This window comes from Paenibacillus sp. FSL R5-0517 (assembly GCF_037974355.1).
Lineage (GTDB): Bacteria > Bacillota > Bacilli > Paenibacillales > Paenibacillaceae > Paenibacillus.
On the sequence record NZ_CP150235.1, the window covers coordinates 4086229 to 4107649 of the forward strand.

Below are 21421 nucleotides of genomic sequence, written 5' to 3' on the forward strand. Positions count from 1 at the left end.
CCTTTCCAACGTTTTTCCTGTCCTTATGCTTATATTTTGAACCTAATTTACTGCATACCCACTACGGATTTGATAGACTCCAACAACCCAACACGCTCTAAAACAGCGTAATGAGCCTGTCTTTCCTGAGCAGTAGCCTGTACTCCGTTTATTGTGTATCCAACATAAAAAGCAATAGCCTGCTGCACTTCAGTAGGTTGCTGATCGAAGTTGTTCAAATCTACAGTACTCACATCCAAACCTCCTTTACAAAACCGAAACTAGACTCTGTTTTTCTTCAAACTTTGATTTTATATCGAGAGGCAAGTCACTAATTACTGCATCCCAAGCGTTTATCAATTTTTTGTTAGATGCACTTAATTGTTTAATTTGCGTATACCTTTCAGATAAAGCTGTGGAGAATTCATCTTTCTCAGCTTCAGTCACAGAGTACACCTCCCTATTGACTATTTAGTCCAAATAGAATGTTTCGTAGATAGGTAAGGAAATATTTCCTTTACCCTTGGGTTCAGGGCTTTGTCCCCTCATGCCTCCACTGGAAGCTCCATCGTATCTCCCTCTTGCCTAAACTCAACTTGATTTGGATCGTATGTTGGTTCCCAATGACCGTTTTCTTGTAAGATGCGTACAACGTCTTCAGCGTAAGTTTCGTCAGTATTTACGACCAGGTACATGTTGAACCCAACCTTCCCCTCCGCAACTCGACCATACTGAATTTTGTGAAACAAGCGCAGCAAGTCCTCTTTCTCTTGTTGGTCAAGGTGCTTATTAACGTCCTCGTTTTTGATTACGGTATGTTTGATTTTCATTTTGCTTTCTCCCTTCATCTGCTCGTTTTTTAAGTGCATTCGCCACTCGTTTACGCGCTGATTTTTCCTTCTTGTATTGTGCGAGAGGAATGAATTCTCCGCGCTTTTTAACAAGTATATCTATTGGTAAAGTCGGATATTTAGCTTGGAATAGTCTCAGTTTGACTCGGAATGTGGAGGTCTCCACTCCTTTTATATCTACCACCCGCTGCCTATCATCCAACTCAGTTACCAAAAAATCAGCAATGTAAGTGATCTTTGGCTTCTCTTGTAGAATAAACTTAGGATGACATTCAAAGTCTTTGATCTCCCCATACTTCCGTTGCTGGAGAAGCAGCTGATAGTACTCCCCCTCCGCAACGCTGTCGAATCGTTTACCGGTTACATCAAGACTATGTTTTTTAACGATCCATTCCGTGAACAAAGTTCCGTCTTCAGTAACAATCACTTTGGTTGCATTGTATTTGTTCATTACACTTCTTCCGTCCTATAAGGGAGTACCATATGGAGTGATTTCTCGTCACTTTCATCCAGGATATAAATTGGCTTCAACTTGCCCGGGAAAACCAGTGTCACCTTCTCTCCTTCTAATGCTTTGATAGCATCTATGAAGTACTTGGAATTCAGGGCAACAGCAAAATTTTCGCCTTTAAACGAAACTGGAACTATACTCTCATTTGCCTTTCCAGATTCTCTTCCTTTACCGCGAATACTCACTTCATTCTCTGTGATGCTGATGACGATCTGGTTATGTTTTTCTTCCTTGGCAAGTGTGTATACGAGGTCAAGACAACTCAATATCTCTCCTTTATCTACGATCACCTCGGTAACACCATCTGGCACAATCGACATCCGGCTCACATCCGGGAACGCCCCCTCCAATACTCGGGAGTAAAAGGTGAAACGGTCTGTTCTCGCGAATACGTGCACCACTTCTCCGGTGAATGATTTCGAAAATCCAAATTCAAGATTGTCTTTATCCAAGATAATCTTTTGCAACTCACCCAATGCCTTAGCCTCAATGACAGCTCCACCCAAGTTGCCTACTTCTGTGCGCTGCTCCGTTTTTGCAAGTCTGTGCCGGTCTGTCGCTTCAATGCCAAATACTCCGTCATTAATGTAAACATGTGCTCCAGCTAGGATTGCCGCATTCTTGCCGGTTGGATCAGCAGCATAGGTCGCTTTTCTGAAAAGCCGTTTAAGTTCTTTGCCAGTAGTTTCAAACAACTCGCTATCATCAATGTCAGGTACTCTCGGAAACTCTTCTGTATCGAAGACACCCATATCTATTTCTTTCTTCCGAGAAATGATAATCACGTTGTTTCCCTGCTTCTCAATGCTCACATCGCCATTCAATTTCTTGATCACTTCCAGCGATAGCTTAGGGAGTGCAATCTGACCAGGCGATTCAACTTGAACATGTTCACTGAAAATATAAGACTGTATCGTTGTTCTTGTATCCGTTCCGGTGACCTTTACCCCATCCGCTCCAGCTTCGATCAAAAAGCAGTCTAGGATTGGCATGATGTTCTTGCTTGCAATGGCCTTACTTGCATCTTCCAAGGCTTCTGCAAGTAGTTCGCTATCAACGACTATTTTCATAAGGACGATTTCCCTCCTGAGGTTTTTTCTTAGCGATGGGATTGCACTCCGGGCAAGGGCCGAGCATCATCATTGCACCAACAAATTGATATTTTACCGTTGCACCACCACAAGTTTTGCACATACTACTATCCCCTCCGTCTATTTCTTCCGCCCACTGGCAGTATTTTTACAAAAGGCTCAATCCGTTCAATAATCCGCTCCGCCTTCTTCTCATGCTGCTTTCTATCCATCTCTTTGGCATCCTTTACATTAGCCAAGTGGTGTCTCAATTCTTTGATAGTCAAATTGGATGTGTAGATTGTCGGAAGCCGCTCCATGCGTCGCTGGAGTATAGGACCTATTACTTCATCCCTTGTCCAAATGGTTAATGTCTCAGCTCCAATATCATCAAGTATCAGTACAGAAGCAGTCCTGAGAGAGTCGAGTTTGTTCTCTACCGTCTCTGTCTTGGAACCAATAGCATCCTTGACCTCAAGTAGAAAATCCGGGACATAAACCATGAGAACATCTATGTCACATTTGGCAATTTCTTGAGCAATCGCTCCAGCGATCAGGCTTTTACCTACACCCATCGGGCCGTAAAAGTACAACCCTTCTGTCGTTTGCCCTGGAACAAATGTGCTACAGAATTTTACCGCCGCCGTAATGGCGGCTAATCGTTGCGGATCAGGTTCGATTTCATCAAAGGTCGCGTCCAAAATGTGAGCGGGTATAAAATGGCTTTTGATTCTCTGACCGATCCCCTGCTGTCTCTCGTAGGCCTTTAATGAATTGCATTTCCTGAGCCTAAACACCAACTCGTCCTGTTTATTTGTGTTAGGTTCTTCAACGCTCCTGTGACCCTTCTGGACGTTCTGGCAGTCTCTTAAACCAGGACACGCCGCGCATGCATCACATTGAGCAAGATGCTCTGACACATCCCTGTATCTTCTTGGGCTTGTCAGGTCGCCTGAACGATCAGGATAAGCCTGTCTGAGTCGCTGAATCTCAGGGTGCGTATCAATCTTCTGGATAGCTGCCTGTCGTCTTTCTGCAAAATCAGGAGGCATCAGCGCCCTTAACTCTTCTTGAAAGCTGCCCATACACTCACACTCCTTGCTTTGACCTTAGATTGGCAAGCAACTCTTTTAAATCATCTGCGGTCACGTTTGATACCGTTTCAATCGGCGCATCTGGTATGGAAGTTGCTATTTGATTTTCGGCTGTGTCTGATTTTTCACGTTTGGCATGCAACGAATATACAACCGTTGCACAGTAACTCAGGTTTCGTATCTGATCCCATTTGTTCTTGGGTTTAAAATTGTCAAACGATTGGTCAATACCATCGATAACTGTTTGGAGCGGAATCCTCTCAGCTATGAACTGTTTAACCGCATCTTCATCGTTTAAGGTTATCTCCAGTCCCTTACCTCTTCTCTGGAGATAACGAGCTGCCACTTGATTACGATATTCGGTTTGGGAAACCTCCCGATCAGAGTCAGTATCTGCTTCGGGATTAGGAACAGAATCCGGGTTTCCCTTGTACGGTTCAAATACCGATTCGGGATCAGTTAAACAACAACCAACTTTAATACTGTCTTTAAACATGTCTTTAGAGGTGCCTTCAGCCTTACTCCCGCAAGGGATTCGACTCTCTTCGAGTTCCACTTTTCGTAACTCATCAGTTACACTTTTTGTAACTTCGGAGTTACACTTTTCGTAACTTCCATCTTGTTCTTCACTTTCTGGAGTTACACTTTTCGTAACTTTTTTACTGCCTATATTTAAAGAGATAAGTTCTGAAAATTTTTCACGATCCCACTCTTTCACAAGACTGACACGCCATTCATCATAGTTTTTGTTGAGAGAATAGACCTGTTTGCCATCCCAATAAATCACCTTACATTGTCCTAAGTAAGTGATCTCTTTTTTAGCGTCCTGTATGCGTACTCCACATAGTTCGAAATGCTTCAAGAGGGGGATAACCGCCTCCTTCTTCTGGCAGCCATAAGACAGTCTTAGAATCAGCTTGAGAATCTTTTGTTGCCTTTCAGTAAATTTCCGGCTGATTATCTCATCCCATATTTCATTAGCAATCCCGATGAATCCATTCTTTAACTGGGGACTTGCCACTCACCTCACCCCGGAAACTTCGAATGACACGCTGTTATATTTGCAAAAACAAAACAACATGATATAATTTTCTCAATTGTTTGAATAATTGATCGTGTTGGTAGCACGATTAACCTACGGACTCATTTGATACTGTTGTTGCGGTAGACTCTTCTGCAATAGTAGTTACAAAAGAGTCCTTCTTCTTTTGGATCAGGATACTTCTGGCCTGAGAACACTTCTCTATCACAGTGTTTACACAATCCGATCACTGTCCCTTCAACCTTATAGCCTGATGGCTCTTTCCAGATCAGACCTTCATAATCTGCGTTCTTATCAATTGACCGTTCCAATTTTTCAAGATCGTTACGAAGCACTTTTATTTTCTTTTTGATGAGTCTAATATTAAGTTCCATTGAAAGCGCATCGATCGCATCATCACACAAATCCCTGATCTGTCTTCGCAACACTCTAGTTTGCAACAGCAGCTGAGCATGGATTTTCATTTCTTTTTAGCAATGTTTCTTTGAATAATTTCATGTTGCAATGGCTTGTGTGACCAGATACGTGCTAAATCATCCAGAGTCATAAATTTGTATCCCATGGTTTCAACTCCTATCAGATTAGATGTAGTCTTCCGGACGAAATTCCTTAATGAAATCAACTGCATCATCAAAGTCGATACGCCGCACATGGCTGTATTTCGCGACTTCAAATCGTTCTTTCAACTTACTCCAGATCATCCGCCGATAACGACCAACCATGTCCTTAAACTTCTCATCTGACTCCTTGTATCGGTCCTTCGTTAATGAATTCGACTTCTTGCGAACAAGAGACTGGAGTTGGTAGCACTCCGCATCCGTCAGCGTTACGCTGTCCCGGACCTCCTGAACCATCATTTGAACCTCACCAACCTTTTCTGCTACGTCCTCCTGCATCTGTCTGATGCCATCCACCAAACCACGAATTGCCATACCTTGAGCTTCAGTTAACTGCATCTGTCTTTCAACAACCGACAAGAAGTCAGGCTGATTAGTATTCATCAATGTTGTCATTTGGATTTACCACCTTTCTTGAATTAATTGCCGGACGCATCTGGTCAATGAAAGATTGGAGCATGTCAAGACCTTCTGAAAACCGTTTTTTCTCACCGGCACTAGCACCGGAGACGGCTCCAAGCATAAACGATGTGATACCGACTTTCTGAAGAAACTGATTTATATGGATGCTGATCTGAATGGTATTTCTATCAGCTTCGAAACGAAGTTTCTTCATTTGAGCAGCAGCATGTTGTTCATCGAAGTTATCAGGCTGTTGAAGCTGCATAGTCTCCAACTCTTCTTTCGTCCGTTGATAACCAGCTTTCAATTCTTCAACCTTTAAGCGCTCCATTTCGACATCATCCTGAAGCTTGGCTTTCCAATATTGGTCAAGCTCTTTAAGCTGCCGCGCTGTCTCCTGGTCTTTCTGTTCTAGTAAGACTCCAGTTTCTTCGTCCCTGCGCTCAACCGCTGCCGCTACTGCTTCATCCAACTGGTCTGCTGGGATTGCATCCTTGTAGCGCTTCTCGATGTCTAATTTTTCTTGTTCAGCTTGCTCGGCGCGTTTCTCAGCAGCTTCAAGGCGTTCCTTCGTTTCCGTAAATGCTTTATGAGTAGATATGATGCCTTTGTCAAGCTGCTGAATGATTTCTGGAGTAGCATTTTCCATAATGTACTTGGCTTTGTCGTAGGTTCTGCCTGATCCAAAGCCTGCTTGATCAGCTACAATATCGCGAACCTGTCCGGCAGGCTGCTCAGGAACATTTTCCTTTCCTCCTGCCATCCGTTCCTTGACCTTTATCCGTTCGACTTCTTCCAGCCGTTTAGCCCATTCAACTCTTTCGGAGAAGGTAAATTCTTTCCGGTGCTCGTTCTCAGATATTTCAAGCCGAAGCTGATGTTCAAAGTCACTGATTTCCATCACTCGGACCACAACCTCTTTACGGCCCAGGTATTGATGAGCACGCAAGCGGCGTTCCCCTGCAATTAACTGATAATCTGGTGTTACTACTATAGGATTGATAAGTCCGTTTTGATCAATGTCCAGTGCCAACTCTTCAATGCCGCCAAAGTCTTTACGAATTCTATCTGCAACCTTGATTTCGTTTATCTTAATTAACAATTACATTTCTCCTTTCTTCAAATGTTCAAAAAGCCATTGCCTTAGAAACTCTCTGGTTTCTTGAACGGGAAAATACCACTTTCCACCAAGCTTCGCTTTTATAAATCGTGGATCAAAGAAAAAATTATTCTGTATGGTGTTCCAACTCATACAGGTTCTCTTCATTAATTCCTCCGAATCCCAGTATACGTATTCCGAATCCACTTCTTTAACTAATTCGGCAATATGCTCTCGGGCAAGCTTCAATACCTCTGTTTCATTAATGTTAATAGTCATCATTTTTTCCAAATCGTCACCTCCGGATCATAATCGAAGGTATTTAAAATACCCTTGTGGATATAAAAAAATGCAATCCTCAAACAATGGGTATTGACAATACCCATTAACAAAAGTATACTTCATATAGGTATTCTGACTACCTACTGAACTAAAATAATTCGTCTGGTTTTCCTTTTAGAACTTCACAAATTTTTAGCATTAATTTAAAACTTGGATTGACTCGACCGTATTCTAAGCTCTTGATATGTTCAGTGGAAACGCCAACTGCATTGCCTAGCATAGATTGGGTCAGCCCTTGTTGAAGTCGCTTGTTTCTAAGATTACCGCGTTTTTCAATCAGCTTCTCTGGCAATGTTTCTTCACCCCCTTTTATATAACTTGTATCCTGATTATAAAGGGTATTTTAAATACCGTCAAGTATTTAAAATACCCTTTATTAAAAAATTGTTTTGGAGGCTAGAGAATGTCTTTAGGCGAGCGTATTCGTAACCGCAGAAAAGAAATAGGTTTAACTCAAATAATAATAGCAGAACACCTAGGTATGGGTAGATCCAACTTTGGTCATATAGAAAACGATAGGGTTATCCCTTCAAGTACAGACCTAGAAAAAATAGCCACCATCTTAAAAACAACTCCGAATTATTTACTTGGAAACAGCGATCAAAAAGAAACCATCACTGACAATGCTGATGTACCTGACTGGGCAACGAATAAGGATATTGCAGATTTCAGAAAGATGCTTGAGAATGATCAACCTGTCCTCTTTGATGGGGTTCCAATTGAAGGTGAAAAGCGTCAACGTGTGTTGGACATATTGTCTGGTCTATTCTGGGAAGCAAAGGAATTAAACAAAGAAACATATGGCAAGAAACGAAATAGCAAGAAACCAAACGACCAAGACTCCAAAGAGTAGGTGAAATGGATTGGATGATATCATTCACAAGCTTGTTCGTAAATATAAAACAACCGACCCTTTTGCAATTGCACAGGCAAGGAACATATTGGTTAGGTTTGTTAGTTTCGATGAGGGAACGCGGGGTCTATACTACCGAAAACTCAGGCGTAGATTCATTGTGATAGACAACGGCTTGACTGAGGAATGGCAGAGGGTCGTATGTGCACATGAACTAGCCCACGACTGCATGCATCCAGGTATAAGTCAGTTTTGGATGGATAAACATACCTTCTTTAACATTGGCAAATTTGAACGTCAAGCAAATACTTTTGCATTGAAACTTCTTACCTATGGCAAACCATCGGAACAATGTGAATCCATGGAACATTATCTAATTAGTTGTGGTATCCCTCAGGAATTACACCATCTATATGAACTATAAACGTAACTTGCGCTTACGCCGCTGCATGGCGGCTTCACATATATAAAAATAGAACATACGTTCTTTATGGGAGGTTTTTGTTTGGCTAGCTATAAAAAACATGGGACTGGATGGGAGTATAGACTAAGGTACAAGGACCCTTTCACACAGAAATTTCGAGAGAAGGCACAAAGAGGATTCGATTCAAAAAAAGAAGCGCAGTTGGCAGTTAGAGAATTTGAAAGAAAGCTTGCTGCTGGCTATGAACAATCTGATTTATCGCTTCAAGATTATCTAGATTTTTGGATCAATGAATATAAGAAAGGAAGTGTTCGTAAGAATACATTATTACTTCATCAGAACAACATTAAAAATCATATTATCCCTTTTTTTAAAAACATGCTTATACGAGATGTGAAGCCAATTATGTACCAAAATTTTATAAACCATATTAGTGAGAAAGGATATAGCCGACGTACGGTTGAATTAATTCATTCCACAATGCATAATGCCTTACAAAAAGCTGTTATAATCGGAAAATTAGAAAAAAATCCATGTCTAGGTGTCGAAATAAAAATTAAGCGCAAAAAGAAGGAAGTCCACTTTATTGATTCCGATGATATACCATTGTTTATGCAAAACTCTCGTCATTATGGTTATGTATACTGGATATTTTTCCGAGTGTTAATTGAAACTGGTATGCGAAAAGGCGAAGCAGCAGCTCTAAAATGGATTGATATTGATTTGGATAATCATTTCATTACAATTGATGAAACTCTAGATTTTACAGCGAAAAACAAAGAAGAATTATTCGGTGACACTAAGACAGATAAATCAGAAAGAAAAATAAAAATTACTACAAATCTAGTAAATGACATTAAATTTCACAGAGAGTGGCAGGAACATAACAAAGGGATACTTGGGGATAGATACCACCATGACCTTGATCTGGTTCTATGTAGGGAAGATGGAAACTTCATGCCTAAATCATCATTGTTCAATGCCTTCTCCCGCATCTTACAACGTTGTGATCTCCCATCCCTTCCCATTCACTCTCTCCGACATACCTGCGCGGTTCTTTTACTTGAGTCCGGAGCAGATATGAAATTCGTTCAAGAACAATTAGGTCACGGAAGTATTCAGATCACATCAGATGTATATGCCCACATCTCAGGCAAGATACAGAAAAGCAATATAGATAGATTTGAGAAATTCACTGAAGAAATTTTCGAATAGAAAAATATTTTGTGGGCATTTTGTGGGCACTTTGGTTTTTCTTTAAATATACAGGGACTTGCCCACAAAAAGAAAAACCCCTCAGCGCTAGAGCGCCAAGGGATTCGGCTATTAGTACAAAGTAATATATTGATCGCGTTCCCATTGGTGGACTTGTGTTCTATACATATCCCACTCAATTTCTTTCAGCTCATAGAAGTGAGCCAAGGCGTGGTCGCCGAGAGCATCACAGATAACTTCGCTGCGGATCAATTCATTCAGTGCTTCTTTCAGGTCAGCTGGCAAGCTTGGAATGCCTTCTTCCACACGCTCTTCTTCTGACATGATGTAGATGTTACGGTCAATTGGAGCTGGTAAGGAAAGCTCACGTTTGATTCCGTCCAGACCTGCTTTCAACAAAACAGCCAAAGCCAGGTAAGGGTTAGCAGCCGGATCCGGGTTACGAACCTCAACACGTGTGCTCAAACCACGGGAAGCTGGAATACGAATCATTGGGCTACGGTTACTCGCAGACCATGCTACATAACAAGGAGCTTCATAGCCTGGTACAAGACGTTTGTATGAGTTCACAGTTGGGTTAGTAATTGCTGCAAACGCACGTGCATGCTTCAGAGTTCCAGCCATGAAGTGACGTGCAGTTTTGCTCAAACCAAGCTCGTCCGACTCGTCAACGAATGCGTTCTCATTGCCTTTGAACAAAGATTGGTTGCAGTGCATACCGGATCCGTTCATACCAAACAGCGGTTTAGGCATGAATGTAGCATGTAAACCATGCTGACGTGCAATCGTTTTAACAACGAGTTTGAACGTTTGGATCTGGTCAGCCGCTTTCAGCGCATCAGCATATTTGAAGTCGATCTCATGCTGACCTGGAGCTACCTCATGGTGGGAAGCTTCGATCTCAAAGCCCATTTCTTCAAGGGTGATAACGATGTCACGGCGACAGTTTTCACCAAGATCCGTAGGTGCTAAGTCGAAATATCCACCTTGGTCATTCAGCTCGTTGGTCGGGTTTCCTTTTTCGTCTGTTTTGAACAAGAAGAACTCAGGTTCAGGACCGACGTTGAAAGAAGTGAATCCCATATCTTGGGCTTCCTTCAGGTTTCGTTTCAAGATACCACGTGGGTCTCCTGGGAACGGGTTACCATCTGGAAGGTATACGTCACAGATCAGGCGTGCAACACGGTTTTCTGCTACCCATGGGAAAATAAGCCAAGAATCTAGATCTGGATAGAGGTACATGTCGGACTCTTCAATACGTACATAACCTTCAATGGAAGATCCATCGAACATCATTTTGTTATCCAGAGCCTTAGTCAACTGGCTCACAGGAATCTCAACGTTTTTGATAGCTCCAAGCAAATCGGTAAATTGCAATCGAATGAATCGTACGTTTTCTTCTTTCGAAATGCGGAGAATGTCTTCTTTTGTATAGCTCACTATAACCTCTCCCTTTCTTATCTGCGTATTTGGCTTGCCTGTTATATTTGTACATTAGAAAGTTCCACGGGTCAAGGATTCTTACACCATAAGTGCATGATTTCCTCTCACTCGCCAAGTTATGCGAACTTACTTTTTATTAAAGAATCGGGAAAGCTCTCCCTGAATGAGAGATACTTGTCCAGGTCTCTTACCTGACACAAGCTGCTGCTTCAGCAAGCGATGCAACTGCGTATCGGACAGTTCTCTGCGTTTAACTTCTGTATCTGGCGTGATAACTGTAGCTTCCTCGGATTCTTTCGAAACAGGATTCATCACTTGTTTGATCCCTGCGATGTTAACTCCTTTTTCAATCAAAGCCTTGATCTCTAGCAATCTCTCTACGTCATTAAAAGAGAATAACCGCTGATTACCTGACGTTCTCGCAGGAACGATCAAGCTGTGCTGCTCATAATAACGAATCTGACGTGCAGACAGATCCGTAAGTTTCATTACAATACCAATTGGGAATAAGGCCATATTTCTGCGAATTTCATCACCCATGTTCATCAACCTTCCAGTCATCTATTCTTCACCCTATTGTACATTTAGTTGTTACCAAGTGTCAATGACGTGTTAGATAAACTCACAATAATTTACGATCTTTCATGGTCTGTAATGCCATCAAAACGCCATATTTGACATGAGAGTACGTTAATCCGCCCTGCATATACCCAATATACGGCTCCCGAATAGGCGCGTCGGCTGATAATTCCAGACTTCCGCCCTGAATGAACGTACCTGCCGCCATAATGACAGGATGTTCATAACCAGGCATATCCCACGGTTCAGGAACCACATGACTATCTACAGCTGCTGCACGCTGAATTCCCTGCACAAAGGCAATTAAATGCTCAGCAGAACTGAACTGAACAGCCTGAATCAGATCCGTACGAGCTTCATTCCAAGCGGGCTTGGTTACAAATCCCGATTCAGCAAACATCGCAGCAGCAAACGTACTACCTTTAATAGCTTGTCCTACGATTGTCGGTGCCATGTAAAGTCCTTGGTAGATGCCACGTGTTGTTCCCAGCATTGCTCCAACCTCTCCCCCAATTCCCGGGGCTGTCAGGCGATAAGCTGCCAACTGTACGTATTGTTCCTTCCCACATATGTATCCTCCGGTTTCTGCGATACCTCCACCAGGATTCTTAATAAGTGATCCGGCCATCAGATCAACTCCGACTTCTGTCGGTTCACGTTCCTCCGTGAATTCACCGTAACAATTATCCACGAATACGATGACATCCTCCTTAAGCCCTTTAACACGTGTAACCATCTCGGCAATCTCAGCAACACAGAAGGATGAGCGCCAATCATAACCACGTGAACGTTGAATCCCAATGACTTTTGTAGCCGGCGTAATGCTTTTCTCAACTGCTGCCCAGTCCACGCCACCTTCAGCAGTTAAAGCCGTCTCACGGTAGCCGATACCAAAATCGCGTAACGAACCTGTACCATCACCGGGTTTGCCAATCACTTTATGCAATGTGTCATAAGGCTTACCCGTGATGTACAATAATTCGTCACCTGGGCGCAATACGCCAAAGAGAGCTGTACTAATCGTATGTGTACCTGAAGCAAAATGAGGACGTACCAACGCGGCTTCCGCGCCGAACACATCAGCATATACTTCATCAAGTACTTCACGCCCACGGTCGTTATACGCATAACCTGTTGAACCTGCAAAATGAAAATCACTTACTTTTCGCTGTTGGAAAGCATTAATCACTTTCCATTGATTGTGATCTGTGATCCGATCAATCTGTTGAAGTTGTCCTTCAATCTGACGCTCCACTTGTTGCTGAAGTTCAGATATTTCTGAATCAAAGCTTACCATCTTACTTCATTCCCCTTCATAGCACGAATCTGACGTTGAATAGTCATTATCATGTAACTTATCACATCAATATGTCATGATTATTACGATTCAATAAAATTTTCGAGCATATAACCAAATTTCTCATATTCACCTTTTTGTAATTCCACTTCATAAATAACATCATTCTCTTCAAAGCTGGTATCCACTACATCACCAATTTTGTAGAGTACCGACGTAAGATCCCCACGTTCTGCCGGAATACGGAAGCGTTTCGTGTCACCTGTCAGTTCGTTCTGAATCAATTCACGGATTTTAAGCAGATCCTCTGAATCTAATGCGCTTACTTTAATATGATCTTTATCCAGTGGAAGCATCTCAAGCTGCTCTGGTGTGCACGCATCTTTTTTGTTATACAGGACTAACTGCGGCTTATCCCCTGCACCAAGTTCTTGCAGAATCGTGTTAACCGTTCTCATCTGATCTTCACGCATAGCTGATGAGGCATCCACAACATGCAGGATGAGATCTGCTTCATTCACTTCTTCCAGTGTTGCCCGGAAAGCCGCAATCAGATCATGCGGGAGATTTTGAATAAATCCAACGGTGTCGGTAAGTACGATTTCTTTACCACTTGGAAGTTCCATCGTGCGTGAAGTTGGGTCCAGAGTAGCAAATAGCTGATCTTGAATATACACATCTGCCGCAGTCAACTGCTTGAGCAAGGTTGATTTACCAGCGTTGGTATAACCAACAAGGGCCACTTGAACAATACCTGTCTTCTTCCGGCGTTCACGGTGCAACTTGCGATGACGTGTCAATTCTTCCAGATGACGCTTCAGATCGTCAATGCGGCCACGGATGTGACGACGGTCTGTCTCCAGCTTGCTTTCCCCCGGCCCTCTTGTTCCGATGCCTCCACCGAGTCTGGACAGATTCTTGCCATGACCCGACAAACGTGGCAACAAGTAGCTGTGTTGAGCCAACTCCACTTGAATGATACCTTCTCTCGTGTTGGCACGCTGTGCAAAAATGTCCAAAATCAATTGGGTACGATCAATAATTTTGAGATCCAGGGTCTCTTCCAGATTGCGAACCTGTGCTCCTGACAATTCCTGATCAAAAATAGCTGTAGTTGCTCCGAGTTCCTCTGCAATTGCACGAAGCTCTTCTACCTTACCTTTACCAATGAACCATTTGGTATCCCGTTTTTCTCTGTTCTGAGAAAGTACACTCAGCACTTCCACTCCAGCTGTCTCGGCAAGCTTCACCAATTCCTCTAAAGAGTACTCAGGATTGATACCCGTGCGTTTTACATCATCCGTAACAAGACTCACCAAGACGGCGCGATCTTTTTTGACCATATCTGTATCATGCGTGCCATTTGTCATGTATATGTTCACTCCCTCTAATTACTAATTCGTTGATATTCATTACCACAGATATGCCATGGCATGCCTTAAGCCGAACCGGTTGGCCCGGCCGGCTAGTGTAAAAACTATATTATCGCTTACTTTCGCTCAAAGTTCAAATCCTCTGTACGGATTGTCATCAGCTCCAGTTTCCCTGGACTGCCTTCCGAGTATTGTTCCAACAAACGAACCGCCTGATGCCTGATCGAACGCTCAATGGCATTACGAACGTATCTGGCGTTACTGAACGCATGCAGCGAATCATTTTTTTCCTGAAGCAAATGCTGCTTAAGTTTGAGTATGGTCTGAGGCATTAGAATATAATCACGCTCTTTGGCCATAATCTCAGAGATTTGAATCAACTGATCAATGCTATAGTCTGGAAACTCCACTTGAATGGGAAAGCGCGAAGGCAATCCGGGATTTGTCTGAAGAAAAAAATCAATTTCTTCCGAGTACCCTGCAAGAATCAGTATAAACTGATTTTTGTTATCTTCCATGGACTTAACAAGCGTATCAATGGCTTCCTTGCCAAAATCCTTCTCTCCACCGCGGGCCAAACTGTAGGCTTCATCAATGAACAATATCCCACCGAGTGCCTTCTTGACCAGATCTCTTGTTTTCTGCGCCGTGTGACCGATATATTCTCCAACCAGATCCGCACGCTCAACTTCAATAAGATGACCTTTACTCAACACACCCATCTTCTGAAAAAGTTTGGCAACAATCCTCGCCACGGTTGTTTTACCAGTCCCCGGATTACCTTTGAAGATCATATGATACACGTGCGCACCACTAAGTAAGCCTGCTTCGGTACGCATCTGAGCAATCTGTAAGAAAGCATAGATCTCAAATACCAGGTCTTTGATATTTTCAAGTCCAACCAACTGCTCCAATTCACCCTGTATCTCCTGGAAGTGCGCATGTTTGGTTATGCTCTTGGCCGCCTGTACTGCCGCTGCCTCATCTTTGACCAACATCTGAGGTTCCTGGTTACGCAACACAATATTAATTTGTCTGGATGGTCTGCCTCCTGGTTGCTCTCCTGCAGCCATGACCCGTCCGTTCATTCGCCATCACCTCTATTTTATCGGGCTGAACTCTCCTGATTATTAATGTATTCTATCAGGCGCTCCAATATTAGAAGGATCATGAAGAATTCTACGGTTAGGTACATGTCTTAGATCTGAATGTTTTTTCGAAACTCTCCGTTCTCAAACAAACTCTGCCTATGCTTCAGTGATAACTGAAAGTATGGGAATACATGTGCATCAATGGCATGCAGCAATTCCTTTGCCGTCTTGTTAGCCAAGTCATAATCACCTGTCGTAATATGCTTCCGCGACAATGCATCTTCAAGCTCATCTTCATCCAGCAAAAAGACCTCTCCATCTTTCAGCACAACGACATCCAGATACAGGTCATCAAACCAAGGTACCCCCTGATCGGTTATCCCCTGACTGCGACATGTATCAATATACCATTCCACAATCCGCTCCTGATCATCAAACATCGCTGTAACAACGAAATGCTCTCCCTTCGGGTAGTATTGCAGCCAGGAATACCCTTTATCTGCAATACAGAAGGTACTGCCTCCATATGTTTTCCACAGAGGTTCTTTCAAATCCTGTATGGTGTACAACGTAATATAACCTGTGAAAATTTTGGATTGAACGAACCGGCATGTGAATTGTCGGTTCGTAATCCGGCGCCAGTTCGCGCGGTCCCCGAATTTCCGTTTCATACGAACCCCTCTTTGCCGACTACAGGTCCGTGACCTGCTCTGATGTTATTGGTGAACAATGTAATAACGTCCGCATGATAAATTCCAGCGCTCTGGGCCTACCTTGCACAACGTATTACGAATAGTTACAGCTTACCATATTTAAGGTATACACTCAAAATCAAGCTTTGTCCCACCTATTCATTAAATGATCTTCTATTAAAGAAGGTTCGTATAACCAAAAAAACTGCTTCACCGAAATTCCGGGAAGCAGTTTAATTCATGCAGCTATTTAGTTATTCACTGGTTTAGCCGCCATTTCCAGCTTGAGAATCTGCAGGTTCGTCTGTTCCTCCAGTGTCACCACTCGTTCCGCTGTCTGGAGTTACAACCTCGCCCGGTGTTGTTACGGCCCCATCATCAGAGCCTTCACCTGTACCGCCTGGCTCTGTTGTCCCCTGACCAGGTGGGGTCGTGTTTCCTCCACCAGGTTGACCGTTACCTTGGCCGGCTCCGCCGTTATTACCATTGTTTCCATTATTGCCGTTATTACCATTCCCATTTCCGTTGTTGCCATTTTCATTCCCATTTCCGTTATTGCCGTTCGAGTTGCCATTATCCGGCGAACCATTGTCCGGATTTTCCGTACCTGGCTGCTCAGGATTTGTTTCTGTACCAGGGTCTATACCAGGATCAGGTTCCTCTGGTGGCATTTCCTGCGCTTCAATCATCAGGGAAATGGTGTTCGAAGGATCCGTCTCCTGTCCTGATGCCAAGTCGTAAGCTGTCACATAGTACTCATAGGTCAGGCCAGGCAATGCACTTAAATCTTGTGCACTGGTCGATCCCACTGAATCAATGAGATGCGTGAACTGGCCTTCGGAGGTTTCTTTACGATACACCCGATATGGCGTGCTCGTGTCACCTGTTCCAGTCCAACTCAGTGAGACGGTTTGAGCATTTGGATCGTATGATCCACTCAGACCACTAACGGATAGTGCTGGTTGTTCTGGTTCTTCTACTGGCGGAGGTGCCTGCCCTCCAGCCGGTGTTTTGAATTGCTTCACTGGAACGCCTTTTAAGGCATCCCCCATGACTTTGGCAAAGAAAGCTGCTGACAGCTTACTGCTGTTCTTAAGCATATGATTGGCATCCGGATTGTCATAGCCCATCCAGACTGCGGCAGTCCATTCCGGTGTGTATCCAACGAACCATACATCACGGTTGGCACTGTTGCCAGAGATACCACTTTGAACCGTTCCTGTTTTACCCGCTACCGGACGATCCAGACGTGCCGAACGTCCCGTACCATCATTAACAACATTCTGCAGCATCTGTGTAAGCTGATACGCATTTTGCTCGCTCATGACACGCGTGGTGTCCGAGTTATCGTGTTTATACGTTGTTTTGCCTGCGCTATCCTTTATTTCCTTGATCGAATAGGCTTGACGGTATTCTCCGAGGTTGGCAAATGCACTATAGGCTTGCGCCATTTCCAGTGTATTTGTCCCTTTACTCAGACCACCAAGGGCAATTGCCAAGTTTTTGTCTTCATCTGTCAGCTGTATACCTACACTCTTGGCAAAATTAATACCTGTGTTAACGCCGATTTTATCAAGCAACCAAACCGCAGGAATATTTTCCGATTTCGTAATGGCATCTGTCATACTGATCGTCGAAGAATATCCATGCAAATTACCCGGACAGTAGTTACCAAAACATTGCTTCGCATTGCTCAGCGCCGAGTTGGCACTGTAGTTTCCTGTTTCAAGCGCCGGTGCATAAGACACAATTGGTTTAAAAGCAGAACCCGGCTGTCTTCGACTCTGCGTTACACGGCTATAACCTTTAGTCTGATAATCACGTCCACCCAGGAGGGCAACGAGACTGCCATTCTCGTGGTTCATGATGACCATGGAACCTTGAACCTGTTGATCGTCTTTACTTGCCTCGAACAGACTATCGTCTGTAAAGGCAGTTTCCATGGCTGTTTGAGCCTGAGCATCCATGGTTGTATAGATTTTGTATCCGCCAATATTCAGATCATCTTCCGTTTTACCTGTTACACGTTCAGCTTCACGAAGCACATAATCTATAAAGGCTTGATACTTCATGTCTTTCTCTGGTCGCTTGTAGTTATAGTTAATCTCTTTTGCTTCATCCATCTCCGCCTTGGTGATGTAGCCTTGTTCATACATCAGCTGCAATACCACACCACGGCGTGCTTTGGAGTCGTTTGGATTGCTTACCGGGTTATAGGCAGAAGGGCCTTTCGGCATCGCTGCCAATGTAGCAATTTGCCACAACTTCAACTTTTTGAGATCGGTAACTCCAAAATAAAATTCAGATGCCGCTTTAATCCCGTAACGCTGATGACCGAAGAAAATCCGGTTCAGATACATCGTCAGGATTTCGTCTTTGGTGTACTTGCGCTCCAATGCCATGGCAATGGATACTTCCGTTGCTTTACGGAAGAACGTTTTGTCACGGGACAAGAACATGTTCTTGGCAAGCTGCTGGGTTAGTGTACTACCACCTTCCACCATGGAACGAGCCATGACATCCTTAACCGCCGCACGCCCAATGGACCAGATGTCCACGCCCTGATGATCGTAGAATCGCTTATCCTCTGTTGCAACAAAGGCTTGCTTCACCAGCTCAGGAATATCATCTTCTTTGACGGGTTCCAGCTTCTGAATGGATAGCTCCCCCATTAATTGGCCATTGCGATCATATACTTTTGAAGTTTCATTAATTGTAGTTTTGTCCTTGTTGGCTTTGAGCAGATTTTCACCACTCACCATAATAAATAAATATCCGCCTAGTGCACAGAATATGGCGATTGCCATTGTGAAAAACAGTGTCCATCCAACGCGTTTACCCGTAATTTTTTTCTTTTTAGAGGTCTTTGGCTTCGCTTTTTTGGGTGACTTGTTATTGTTGTTGCGATTATTAGACCTCGACAACGGATCGTTTGGCATGTTACCTCCTGACTCCCTTTCAGTTGCATAATTTCTATTCGTCTGTCGGCTCAAACATATATTAAACATATTTTGCCCGGAATGAAAAGAACAACCCTTTATTCAGGTTGCTCTGTTTCAATACCTATACTTGTAGACGAAATGGTTGGTGAAAAGGTTTCGTAATTTTTTAAGCTTCGCCGCTATTATCTTGCTGCATCAGCGATACGCTGCGTTGCGGCGTGAACGTGGAGATGGCATGCTTGTAGACCATTTGCTGGCGTCCGTCGCTGTCAATGACGATCGTAAAATTGTCAAATGCCTTGATCGTCCCGCGGATTTGGAAGCCATTGGTCAGATAGACCGTAGCAGGAATATTTTCTTTCCGCAGTTGGTTCAAGAACGTATCTTGGATGTTGATGGACTTGTTCATTAGCCGTACCCCCATTGGTTCATTTGAATTCGTGTTCAAGTAATATTCAATATCGCTGAGTAGCTTTCGTGCTATTATATCATGAACAGTTTCATATAATCCACAAAAACCCCTTGTCTGCTATTTTACACCCATTCTTGGCAAGGCAAACAAATAGAAGACTTATCCATTATACACCGCTTGCCAGTTTTGCAAAAGAGGGACAAACCCTTCATTTTTAAGCTCATTTATTCATTGTTTGGCGAATCGTCAATCTCTTACACCTATTCTAGTGATACATAAAAACCTCTATCCTTTTGATGACCAAAAGGTAGAGGTTTACATATCTCGATCTATTTGATACCTGTCAGAAGAATACTAATCATCGCTCAAATCAATCAAATTTTTGTGTAATCAATTCACTTATTTGCTTGTATTTCCCTTCAAAATCCTGGGTATCCGTCATGTCTACCCATTCAATATCCTTCATATGGCGGAACCAGGACAACTGTCTTTTGGCAAACCGGCGCGTATCCCTCTTTAACCACTCAACCGCAGCTTCCCAACTCACTTCCCCTTGCAAGAACGCTGCAATTTCCTTATATCCCAGCCCTTGCATGGAAATATGACCTCTCGCCACGCCCCGTTCCAACAAGGATTTCACCTCATCTACCAGACCTTGTTCGATCATCAGATCAATCCGCTCTTCTACCCGGGCGTATAACTTCTGCCGATCCATTGTCAAACCAACAATAAGAAGGTCATAAGGCGACTCTTTCTTCTGTACTGCCAGCTGATCAGACCACTTCTCGCCTGTGAGGTGATGAATCTCAAGCGCACGCACAATTCGCCTTTGGTCATTCGGATGCAGACGATCTGCACTGACCGGATCAACTCCCCTTAGACGATCATGAAGGGCCTGTGCGCCATATTGCTCCGCATAGCTGAATTGTTGCTCCCTGAACGCTTCATCCGAACCACTATCGGAAAATTGGAAGCCGTAACATACCGATTCCACATACAGACCGGTGCCACCTACAATAAAAGGCATTTTACCACGTTCATGGATTTCACTAATCAATCGGGTGCAGCTCTCTTGGAACTCGGCCACGGAGTAAGGGTACTCCGGTTCATGAATATCAATGAGATGATGAGGTACACCCTTCATTTCTTCAGAGGTAATTTTAGCAGTTCCGATATCCATTTCACGATATACCTGCATCGAATCCCCTGAGATAATCTCACAATCGAAAGCTTGGGCAAGCTCGATGCTCATTCTTGTTTTGCCTACTGCTGTTGGTCCAACCAGCACAAGCAGTTTGGGTTTTGGTTTAACTTCCACGTTCAACATTAATCACTCCGTACAGGGTTTTTGCATTCGCTCGATCAAGTATTTCAAATCCGAGCCTGTCAAACTCCGCGCTGCCGCGCTTTTCTTTCATCACTACCCTTTTACGGGCGACCCGTCTCGCTTCCATTATGCTCTCTTCATCCAGCGCATGAGCATTCGCATAATCTCGCAAGGGCTGTATCGCACTAGAATCCATCATCGGTTCACGGAACATGGGGTCAAAATATACAGTGTCACAGCTTCGATCTGGCATGGAACGCAGTAAATCAAGATGATCCACATGCCGCAGATCTATGCGCCGAAAAGCCTCATCCACCAAGGGTTGATTGCTCTTATAATGCGACATGCCCTCCAGCAACAGTGTATAGAGTGGTTGAGAACTTTCGCAGGCGATGACCCGTCCACTCAACCCAGCCGCAACCGAAAATACCAACGCATCAGAACCAAGTCCAGCGGTACAATCAACAATGGTGTCTCCTTCAAGTACCGCACCAGCTTCCAGCATGGGATCAGCTTCGCCTCTTAGAACACGTTTAGCGCGAACAAATCCCATACTGGGGTGAAATTCAAGCTCCGTTGCATCTTTGCGAAACAGACGGGCTCTGCCATTGAGTACCACTAGTATTTCATTGATACCATAATGTTCAATCAGTTTGGGTAAAGACGTTCTATTGCGCGGTACGTAGGTACCTCCTGTCGTTTCGGCGAGTTTACGCGCACGCTCCACCTGAGAGGCAATCTCCTTGTCACCGGTTGTAATGTACAT

General features: G+C 43.6%; 24 protein-coding genes. 3 read left to right on the forward strand and 21 right to left on the reverse strand.

Features of this window, described 5'->3' with window-relative positions; all coding sequences use genetic code 11:
• Window positions 1–47: 47 nt before the first annotated feature.
• The 11 genes from MKX40_RS18035 to MKX40_RS18085 form a co-directional block, all read right to left on the reverse strand.
• Window positions 48–233: a hypothetical protein gene (locus MKX40_RS18035; protein ID WP_339234654.1), complete on the reverse strand. Its 186-nt coding sequence runs from the start codon at window positions 231–233 to the stop codon at window positions 48–50.
• Between the two features lie 13 nt (window positions 234–246).
• Window positions 247–426, reverse strand: a complete 180-nt coding sequence (locus MKX40_RS18040) for a hypothetical protein (RefSeq protein WP_339234657.1) — start codon at window positions 424–426, stop codon at window positions 247–249.
• 98 nt (window positions 427–524) lie between these two features.
• Window positions 525–809: a hypothetical protein gene (locus tag MKX40_RS18045; protein WP_339234659.1), complete on the reverse strand. Its 285-nt coding sequence runs from the start codon at window positions 807–809 to the stop codon at window positions 525–527.
• Window positions 769–1281, reverse strand: a complete 513-nt coding sequence (locus tag MKX40_RS18050; protein WP_339234660.1) for a DUF1064 domain-containing protein — start codon at window positions 1279–1281, stop codon at window positions 769–771. The genes MKX40_RS18045 and MKX40_RS18050 overlap by 41 nt, the downstream gene beginning before the upstream one ends.
• A complete protein-coding gene (gene dnaN, locus MKX40_RS18055) occupies window positions 1281–2411 on the reverse strand; it encodes a DNA polymerase III subunit beta (protein WP_339234663.1) in 1131 nt (376 codons plus the stop codon). Before dnaN ends, MKX40_RS18050 begins: the two co-directional genes overlap by 1 nt.
• A gap of 128 nt (window positions 2412–2539) precedes the next feature.
• Window positions 2540–3496 carry a primosomal protein DnaI gene (dnaI, locus tag MKX40_RS18060; protein ID WP_339234666.1) on the reverse strand — a complete coding sequence of 319 codons (957 nt, stop codon included), beginning with the start codon at window positions 3494–3496 and terminating at the stop codon, window positions 2540–2542.
• A 4-nt stretch (window positions 3497–3500) separates the two neighbouring features.
• On the reverse strand, window positions 3501–4526 hold the full coding sequence (locus MKX40_RS18065; protein WP_339234668.1) for a replication protein: 1026 nt from the start codon (window positions 4524–4526) through the stop codon (window positions 3501–3503).
• A 602-nt stretch (window positions 4527–5128) separates the two neighbouring features.
• On the reverse strand, window positions 5129–5560 hold the full coding sequence (locus tag MKX40_RS18070) for an ORF6C domain-containing protein (RefSeq protein ID WP_339234670.1): 432 nt from the start codon (window positions 5558–5560) through the stop codon (window positions 5129–5131).
• Entirely contained in the window at window positions 5538–6668 is a 1131-nt protein-coding gene (locus tag MKX40_RS18075) for a ParB N-terminal domain-containing protein (RefSeq protein ID WP_339234672.1), read from the reverse strand. The genes MKX40_RS18070 and MKX40_RS18075 overlap by 23 nt, the downstream gene beginning before the upstream one ends.
• Entirely contained in the window at window positions 6669–6947 is a 279-nt protein-coding gene (locus MKX40_RS18080; protein ID WP_339243125.1) for a group-specific protein, read from the reverse strand.
• 148 nt (window positions 6948–7095) lie between these two features.
• Window positions 7096–7299 (reverse strand): helix-turn-helix transcriptional regulator, encoded by a 204-nt coding sequence (locus MKX40_RS18085; protein WP_062834992.1) that lies wholly within the window; start codon window positions 7297–7299, stop codon window positions 7096–7098.
• A gap of 111 nt (window positions 7300–7410) precedes the next feature.
• On the opposite strand from MKX40_RS18085, the gene MKX40_RS18090 reads away from it, so the two are divergent.
• The 3 genes from MKX40_RS18090 to MKX40_RS18100 all read left to right on the forward strand — a co-directional run bounded on the left by MKX40_RS18090 (window position 7411) and on the right by MKX40_RS18100 (window position 9499).
• On the forward strand, window positions 7411–7860 hold the full coding sequence (locus tag MKX40_RS18090) for a helix-turn-helix transcriptional regulator (RefSeq protein ID WP_339234674.1): 450 nt from the start codon (window positions 7411–7413) through the stop codon (window positions 7858–7860).
• 10 nt (window positions 7861–7870) lie between these two features.
• Complete coding sequence (locus tag MKX40_RS18095) at window positions 7871–8284, forward strand: ImmA/IrrE family metallo-endopeptidase (protein ID WP_062834994.1); 414 nt, start codon at window positions 7871–7873, stop codon at window positions 8282–8284.
• 81 nt (window positions 8285–8365) lie between these two features.
• Window positions 8366–9499 (forward strand): site-specific integrase, encoded by a 1134-nt coding sequence (locus tag MKX40_RS18100; RefSeq protein ID WP_339234676.1) that lies wholly within the window; start codon window positions 8366–8368, stop codon window positions 9497–9499.
• A 111-nt stretch (window positions 9500–9610) separates the two neighbouring features.
• Here the strand turns inward: MKX40_RS18100 and glnA are convergent, their stop codons facing one another.
• The 10 genes from glnA to MKX40_RS18150 form a co-directional block, all read right to left on the reverse strand.
• The gene (glnA, locus tag MKX40_RS18105; protein ID WP_091029299.1) at window positions 9611–10939 is read right to left on the reverse strand and encodes a type I glutamate--ammonia ligase; all 1329 of its coding nucleotides are present in this window, start codon (window positions 10937–10939) and stop codon (window positions 9611–9613) included.
• Between the two features lie 129 nt (window positions 10940–11068).
• Window positions 11069–11482, reverse strand: coding sequence for a MerR family transcriptional regulator (locus MKX40_RS18110; protein WP_056689944.1), 414 nt, complete (start codon window positions 11480–11482; stop codon window positions 11069–11071).
• A gap of 82 nt (window positions 11483–11564) precedes the next feature.
• The gene (locus MKX40_RS18115; protein ID WP_339234678.1) at window positions 11565–12818 is read right to left on the reverse strand and encodes a methionine gamma-lyase family protein; all 1254 of its coding nucleotides are present in this window, start codon (window positions 12816–12818) and stop codon (window positions 11565–11567) included.
• 83 nt (window positions 12819–12901) lie between these two features.
• On the reverse strand, window positions 12902–14188 hold the full coding sequence (gene hflX, locus MKX40_RS18120; protein ID WP_339234679.1) for a GTPase HflX: 1287 nt from the start codon (window positions 14186–14188) through the stop codon (window positions 12902–12904).
• A gap of 119 nt (window positions 14189–14307) precedes the next feature.
• A complete protein-coding gene (locus MKX40_RS18125) occupies window positions 14308–15279 on the reverse strand; it encodes an AAA family ATPase (protein ID WP_062834999.1) in 972 nt (323 codons plus the stop codon).
• A 110-nt stretch (window positions 15280–15389) separates the two neighbouring features.
• On the reverse strand, window positions 15390–15953 hold the full coding sequence (locus tag MKX40_RS18130; RefSeq protein ID WP_062835000.1) for a DUF402 domain-containing protein: 564 nt from the start codon (window positions 15951–15953) through the stop codon (window positions 15390–15392).
• A 287-nt stretch (window positions 15954–16240) separates the two neighbouring features.
• The gene (locus tag MKX40_RS18135) at window positions 16241–18913 is read right to left on the reverse strand and encodes a PBP1A family penicillin-binding protein (RefSeq protein WP_339234682.1); all 2673 of its coding nucleotides are present in this window, start codon (window positions 18911–18913) and stop codon (window positions 16241–16243) included.
• A 169-nt stretch (window positions 18914–19082) separates the two neighbouring features.
• The gene (gene hfq / locus MKX40_RS18140) at window positions 19083–19325 is read right to left on the reverse strand and encodes an RNA chaperone Hfq (RefSeq protein ID WP_017687918.1); all 243 of its coding nucleotides are present in this window, start codon (window positions 19323–19325) and stop codon (window positions 19083–19085) included.
• A 373-nt stretch (window positions 19326–19698) separates the two neighbouring features.
• Window positions 19699–20655 carry a tRNA (adenosine(37)-N6)-dimethylallyltransferase MiaA gene (gene miaA / locus MKX40_RS18145; RefSeq protein ID WP_339234684.1) on the reverse strand — a complete coding sequence of 319 codons (957 nt, stop codon included), beginning with the start codon at window positions 20653–20655 and terminating at the stop codon, window positions 19699–19701.
• Window positions 20636–21421 (reverse strand): class I SAM-dependent methyltransferase, encoded by a 786-nt coding sequence (locus tag MKX40_RS18150; RefSeq protein ID WP_339234685.1) that lies wholly within the window; start codon window positions 21419–21421, stop codon window positions 20636–20638. The genes miaA and MKX40_RS18150 overlap by 20 nt, the downstream gene beginning before the upstream one ends.

Coding starts and splice junctions, on each gene's coding strand:
- MKX40_RS18125 (WP_062834999.1), bottom strand. CDS start 15,279: ATGAACGGACGGGTCATGGCTGCAGGAGAGCAACCAGGAGGCAGACCA.
- MKX40_RS18130 (WP_062835000.1), bottom strand. CDS start 15,953: ATGAAACGGAAATTCGGGGACCGCGCGAACTGGCGCCGGATTACGAAC.
- MKX40_RS18045 (WP_339234659.1), bottom strand. CDS start 809: ATGAAAATCAAACATACCGTAATCAAAAACGAGGACGTTAATAAGCAC.
- MKX40_RS18110 (WP_056689944.1), bottom strand. CDS start 11,482: ATGGGTGATGAAATTCGCAGAAATATGGCCTTATTCCCAATTGGTATT.
- MKX40_RS18135 (WP_339234682.1), bottom strand. CDS start 18,913: ATGCCAAACGATCCGTTGTCGAGGTCTAATAATCGCAACAACAATAAC.
- MKX40_RS18070 (WP_339234670.1), bottom strand. CDS start 5,560: ATGACAACATTGATGAATACTAATCAGCCTGACTTCTTGTCGGTTGTT.
- dnaN (WP_339234663.1), bottom strand. CDS start 2,411: ATGAAAATAGTCGTTGATAGCGAACTACTTGCAGAAGCCTTGGAAGAT.
- miaA (WP_339234684.1), bottom strand. CDS start 20,655: ATGTTGAACGTGGAAGTTAAACCAAAACCCAAACTGCTTGTGCTGGTT.
- MKX40_RS18090 (WP_339234674.1), top strand. CDS start 7,411: ATGTCTTTAGGCGAGCGTATTCGTAACCGCAGAAAAGAAATAGGTTTA.
- MKX40_RS18050 (WP_339234660.1), bottom strand. CDS start 1,281: ATGAACAAATACAATGCAACCAAAGTGATTGTTACTGAAGACGGAACT.
- MKX40_RS18080 (WP_339243125.1), bottom strand. CDS start 6,947: ATGATGACTATTAACATTAATGAAACAGAGGTATTGAAGCTTGCCCGA.
- dnaI (WP_339234666.1), bottom strand. CDS start 3,496: ATGGGCAGCTTTCAAGAAGAGTTAAGGGCGCTGATGCCTCCTGATTTT.
- MKX40_RS18150 (WP_339234685.1), bottom strand. CDS start 21,421: ATGTACATTACAACCGGTGACAAGGAGATTGCCTCTCAGGTGGAGCGT.
- hflX (WP_339234679.1), bottom strand. CDS start 14,188: ATGACAAATGGCACGCATGATACAGATATGGTCAAAAAAGATCGCGCC.
- MKX40_RS18115 (WP_339234678.1), bottom strand. CDS start 12,818: ATGGTAAGCTTTGATTCAGAAATATCTGAACTTCAGCAACAAGTGGAG.
- hfq (WP_017687918.1), bottom strand. CDS start 19,325: ATGAACAAGTCCATCAACATCCAAGATACGTTCTTGAACCAACTGCGG.